4 protein-coding genes are annotated in these 5,353 nt (G+C 71.2%); 1 reads left to right on the top strand and 3 read right to left on the bottom strand.

Annotated elements, in window-relative coordinates:
- Positions 1 to 66 precede the first annotated feature (66 nt).
- Both AOK15_RS32045 and AOK15_RS32040 read right to left on the bottom strand, forming a co-directional pair.
- Positions 67 to 786 (bottom strand): HNH endonuclease family protein, encoded by a 720-nt coding sequence (locus AOK15_RS32045; RefSeq protein ID WP_055521826.1) that lies wholly within the window; start codon positions 784 to 786, stop codon positions 67 to 69.
- A 125-nt stretch (positions 787 to 911) separates the two neighbouring features.
- On the bottom strand, positions 912 to 1,748 hold the full coding sequence (locus AOK15_RS32040) for an SCO6745 family protein (protein WP_107099557.1): 837 nt from the start codon (positions 1,746 to 1,748) through the stop codon (positions 912 to 914).
- Positions 1,749 to 1,958: 210 nt separating this feature from the next.
- On the opposite strand from AOK15_RS32040, the gene AOK15_RS32035 reads away from it, so the two are divergent.
- Positions 1,959 to 2,615 (top strand): TetR/AcrR family transcriptional regulator, encoded by a 657-nt coding sequence (locus AOK15_RS32035; RefSeq protein WP_079058834.1) that lies wholly within the window; start codon positions 1,959 to 1,961, stop codon positions 2,613 to 2,615.
- Positions 2,616 to 2,703: 88 nt separating this feature from the next.
- On the opposite strand, the gene mfd is transcribed toward AOK15_RS32035, so the two are convergent.
- On the bottom strand, positions 2,704 to 5,353 hold a 2,650-nt coding region (gene mfd, locus AOK15_RS32030), incomplete at its 5' end, for a transcription-repair coupling factor (RefSeq protein WP_240508695.1).

The following is a 5,353-nucleotide window of genomic DNA, read 5'->3' as shown; positions in this document are numbered from 1 at the left end:
CCCCGCACCCCGCACCCCGCACGCCACGGTCTTCACCGGTGCTCGGTACAGCGATCCCTCAGGGCCTCAGTTCGCGTGGAAGCGGGCCGGGGCCTTGGTCGGGTTGCCACCGCTGGGGAGCTTCTGGTTGGGGCAGCCGCTCAGCACCCGCTTCATCGCGGACTGTTCGGCCGAGGTGACCCATAGCTCGTACTTCTTCTTCACGGCGACCTGCGCTGCCACATATGTGCACCGGTAGGCCTTGTTGGGCGGGAGCCAGGTGGCCGCGTCGCCGTCGCCCTTGCCCCGGTTGGTGCCCGCGTCGACCGCGAGGAGGTTGAGCGGGTCGTTGGCCAAAGCTATGCGCTTGCTGTCGTCCCACTTCTGGGCGCCCTTCTGCCAGGCGTCGGACAGGGCCACGATGTGGTCTATGTCGATCTGGCTGCGGCCCCGCACGAAGGACACGTCCTTGCCGGTGTACGGGTCCGGGTCGAGCACACCGGAGGCCACCCGGCAGTCCCCGTCCCGGAACTTCACGTCCTCCAGGTCGCGCTGGAGTATGTCGTCCCGGGTGTCGCAGTCATTGGAATCGGTGTCGGCCCAGGGGCTACCGAACTCCTCCCGGTCGTAACCGGTCTTCGGCGCACGGCCCTTGACGGTCAGGGACTCCGCCGCCGCCAGGGCGGGGCCTCCCCCGCCCGGGTTGTCCGCCGGCCCCGCCGAACCCTTCGTACCCGGTTCACAGCCGCTGACGGCGGCGACCAGTACCAGGGTGGCGACGGCCACCCCACCCCTCAGACGCACCACGCGACCCTCCTCACTGCCTTGCTGGTTGCTTCGGTCCGGTTGCCCTGCCTGGGTTCCCTGCCCACTCCGGCCGACACCGTAGCCTCCACGGGTAAGGGCCAGATCGGCAGGCGCCGGCTCCGGGCTCACACCTTGCCTATCCCCAGAGTCGTCTCCGACGGCAGCAGACCCGAGCCGATCGCGGCGACCCAGAACTCGCCCAGCAGGTCGGCGAGTCGCGCGGTGTCCGCCGGGCCGAGGAACTGCCAGGGCTCGGCGGCCAGTCGGTCGGTGTGCCGCTCGACCTCCTGGCGCAGGCTCCGGCCGGCTTCCGTGGCCGTACCGTCGACGTCGACCAGTCCGCGTGCGGCCAGGCGATCGCGGGCGGCCGACCACTCGGCCGGGGTCCAGCCTCGGCTCTCGAAGCGTGCCACCGATGCCGCGCCTATCGCCGCGAAGGAGACGAGTGATTCGGTGGGGTCGAGGTCCGCGATCAGCAGGGCCGCGAGGTGACCGTCCCCCCGATGCTCGCGCAGGATCGTCGCCGCCCGCCAGAGCTGGAGGTGCGCGGGCTCGGGCCAGGGCAGTTCGGCGTTGGCGGCGGCCAGCGGCCGGCCCGCGGTACTCACGGACTCGGCGGCACGGCGGGCCAGGGCGGCGGCCTCCGCGAGTGCGGGACTGTGCGCGCGCTCCCCGAACAACCCTCGGTACAGCCGGTCGACCGCCCGGTCCCGGGCCGCAAGCACGGCCTCCGGACTCGCGGTCCGCCAGGCCGGCTCGATGTGCTCGTCCACCATGCGCGGGCTGAAGCTGTAGAAGGCGGAGGCCACCCGCTCGCTCCCGGCCGCGCCCAACGGGGCCGCGCGGTAGGCGAAGTAGCTCGGCCAGCGCTCCGCCACGTCATATCCCAACGCGGCGGCCTCCTCGAAGGTTTGCGGCGCGTAGTAGAAGACGGCGTGCAGCGGCTCCAGCAGGTGCCACATCCGGCGGACCTCGCCCAGCGCGACGCCGCCGCCCTCACCTCGGCCCACTTCCGCACTCACATCGCCCACGCTGACGCCGACCCTCTCGGACATGGCACATCCCCCTTGCCGCTCCCTCGGCCGCTACGACCGAGCCAGAACTTGTCACTGACAAGATTGCCCGACCGACCGCAAACTTGTCAACGACAAGATTGGGCGTACGCTGACCCCATGCCCCGCAGCAACTCCCCGGACGGCGCCGACCGCCCTCCCAGTCCCGACCGTTCCGACAGTCGCGACCGCCCTGACAGGCCCGACCGTCCTGACCGCCCTTACCACCACGGCGATCTACGGCGCGCGATCCTCCGCGCCGCGCTCGACGTCATCGCCGCCGACGGGCCCTCCGCGCTCAGCCTGCGGGACCTGGCCCGCCGCGCGGGCGTCTCGCACGCGGCGCCGGCGCACCACTTCAAGGACCGCACGGGCCTGCTCACCGCGATCGCGGCGGAGGGCCACGCGCTCCTGGCCACCACGCTCACCGAGGCCGACGACCTGCGCGACGCGGGTGTCCGCTACGTCCGCTTCGCCCGTGAGCACCCGGCCCATTTCCAGGTGATGTTCCGCCCGGAGCTGCTCCGTGAGGACGACCTCGAACTGACCACCGCCCGTGCCCTGTCGAGCGAGCGGCTGCGCCTCGCGGTCAGCACCGCCCGCCCCGAGTTCGGCGGGGCGGACCCCCGGCTGGCCGGCATCGCCGCATGGTCCCTCTCCCACGGCTTCGCGACGCTGCTGCTCAGCCACAACCTCGACGCGGTGGTCGGCGACCGGGATCCGGAGGACGTCTTCCGCACGGCGACGGAGCTGCTGTTCCCTTCCACGGCACGGTGACCACCACTGCCATCGAGAAACAGAAACAGCGGAGAAAAGCGGGGCGGAACGCGGCGCCCGGCCCCCGCGCACCCCGCCCCTCTCACACCTACGACCCCAGAATCGAAGCCAGGAACTCCCCCGTCCACCCCAGCAACTCCCGCCCGAGCAGCGGCTTTCCGCCGACCTTCGCCGTCTTCGGGCGGGGGACCAGCACCTGGTGGACGGCCGGCTTGATGACCGTGCCGGGGTAGAGCCGCTTCAGGCGCAGCTCCTGCGACTCCCGCAACTCCACCGGCGCGAAGCGGATGTTGTTGCCCTGGAGCACGATCTCGCCGACGCCGCAGGCCCGCGCGAGCATCCTCAGCCCTGCCACCAGCAGCAGGTTCTCCACCGGCTCGGGCAGCTTGCCGTAGCGGTCGACGAGTTCCTCGCGCACCGCGGCGATGTCGGCCTCGGTGTTGACGGAGGCGATCGCCCGGTACGCCTGGAGGCGGAGCCGCTCGCCGGGCGCGTAGTCGTGCGGGACGTGCGCGTCGACCGGCAGTTCGATCTTGACCTCGAGCGGCGGCTCCTCCTCGATCTCCCCGGTCTCCAGCTGGCGCCGGTAGTCCGCGACCGCCTCGCCGACCATGCGGACGTACAGGTCGAAGCCGACGCCCGCGATGTGGCCGGACTGCTCGCCGCCCAGGAGGTTGCCCGCGCCGCGGATCTCCAGGTCCTTCATCGCCACGTACATGCCCGCGCCCATTTCGGTGTGCTGGGCGATCGTGGCGAGGCGCTCGTGCGCCGTCTCCGTCAGCGGCTTCTCCGGCGGGTAGAGGAAGTACGCGTAGCCCCGCTCGCGGCCCCGGCCGACGCGGCCGCGCAGCTGGTGGAGCTGGGACAGACCGAAGGTGTCGCCGCGCTCCACGATCAGGGTGTTCGCGTTGGAGATGTCGATGCCGGACTCCACGATCGTCGTGGAGACGAGCACGTCGAACTTCTTCTCCCAGAAGTCGACGACCACCTGTTCCAGGGCCTGCTCCGACATCTGGCCATGAGCGGTCGCGATGCGCGCCTCGGGGACGATGTCGCGCAGCCGGGCGGCGGCGCGGTCGATCGACTCGACCCGGTTGTGGATGTAGAAGACCTGGCCCTCGCGCAGGAGTTCACGGCGGATGGCCGCGCCGATCTGCTTCTCCTCGTACGGGCCGACGAAGGTCAGGACCGGGTGGCGTTCCTCCGGGGGCGTGGTGATCGTCGACATCTCCCGGATGCCGGTGACCGCCATCTCCAGCGTTCTCGGGATCGGCGTCGCGGACATCGTCAGGACGTCGACGTTGGCGCGGAGCTTCTTCAGCTGCTCCTTGTGCTCGACGCCGAAGCGCTGCTCCTCGTCGACGATGACGAGGCCGAGGTCCTTGAACTTGGTCTCCGAGGAGAACAGGCGGTGGGTGCCGATGACGATGTCGACCGAGCCCTCACGCAGGCCCTCCAGGGTGGCCTTGGCCTCGGTGTCCGTCTGGAAGCGGGACAGTGCCTTGACACTGACCGGGAACTGCGAGTAGCGCTCGCTGAACGTGCCGAAGTGCTGCTGCACCAGGAGCGTCGTGGGGACGAGCACCGCCACCTGCTTGCCGTCCTGGACGGCCTTGAAGGCGGCGCGGACCGCGATCTCCGTCTTGCCGTAGCCCACGTCGCCGCAGATCAGGCGGTCCATCGGGACCGTCTTCTCCATGTCCTCCTTGACCTCGGCGATCGTGGTCAGCTGGTCGGGCGTCTCCGCGTACGGGAAGGCGTCCTCCAGCTCCCGCTGCCAGGGGGTGTCCGCGCCGAAGGAGTGGCCGGGGGCGGCCATGCGGGCGCTGTACAGCTTGATCAGGTCGGCGGCGATCTCCTTCACCGCCTTCTTCGCGCGCGCCTTGGTCTTCGTCCAGTCGGCGCCGCCCAGGCGGTGCAGCGTGGGTGCCTCGCCGCCGACGTACTTGGTGATCTGTTCCAGCTGGTCGGTGGGGATGTAGAGGCGGTCGCCGGGCTGGCCGCGCTTCGCGGGGGCGTACTCGACGACCAGGTACTCGCGGGTCGCGCCCTGCACGGTGCGCTGGACCATCTCGATGTAGCGGCCGACGCCGTGCTGCTCGTGGACGATGTAGTCGCCCGCTTCGAGGGTGAGCGGGTCGATGGTCTTGCGGCGGCGGGCGGGCATGCGGGCGCCGTCCTTGCCGGCCGCCTTCTGCCCGGACAGGTCGGTCTCGGTGAGGACGGCGAGCTTCAGGGACGGGGCGATGAACCCGTAGTCGATCGAGCCGCACGCCACATGCACCACCGACGGGGCGATCGTCCCGAGGTCGGCCTCCAGGCGGGCGGCGATGCCCTCGCCGCCGAGGACCTCGACGGTGCGGGCGGCGGGGCCGTGGGCCTCGGTCACGAAGACCGTGCGCCAGCCGTCGGCGAGCCAGCCCTTGGTGTCCGCGAGGGCCTTCGCGGTGTCGCCGCGGTAGGTCTCGGGGGCCTGCATGCCGAGCTTGAGGGTGTCCCCGTCCAGCTCCTCGTCGGCGGCGAACGGCGACACCGACCACCACATCATGTCCAGCTCACGGGCACGGTCGCGGACGTCCGCGATGGACCACAGGGAGGCCGCGCCGACGTCGATCGGGGCCTCGCCGCCGCCGGCCGTGGCCGCCCACGACGCCTGGAGGAACTCCTGTGAGGTGGCCACCAGGTCCGCGGCGCGCGTGCGCACCCGCTCCGGGTCGCAGACGACCGCCATCGCGCCC

This window comes from Streptomyces ossamyceticus (assembly GCF_001418475.1).
In the GTDB taxonomy this organism is placed as follows: Bacteria; Actinomycetota; Actinomycetes; order Streptomycetales; family Streptomycetaceae; genus Streptomyces; species Streptomyces ossamyceticus.
The sequence above is the reverse complement of the archived record's forward strand: the minus strand, read 5'-3'. Positions and strand labels throughout refer to the sequence as shown.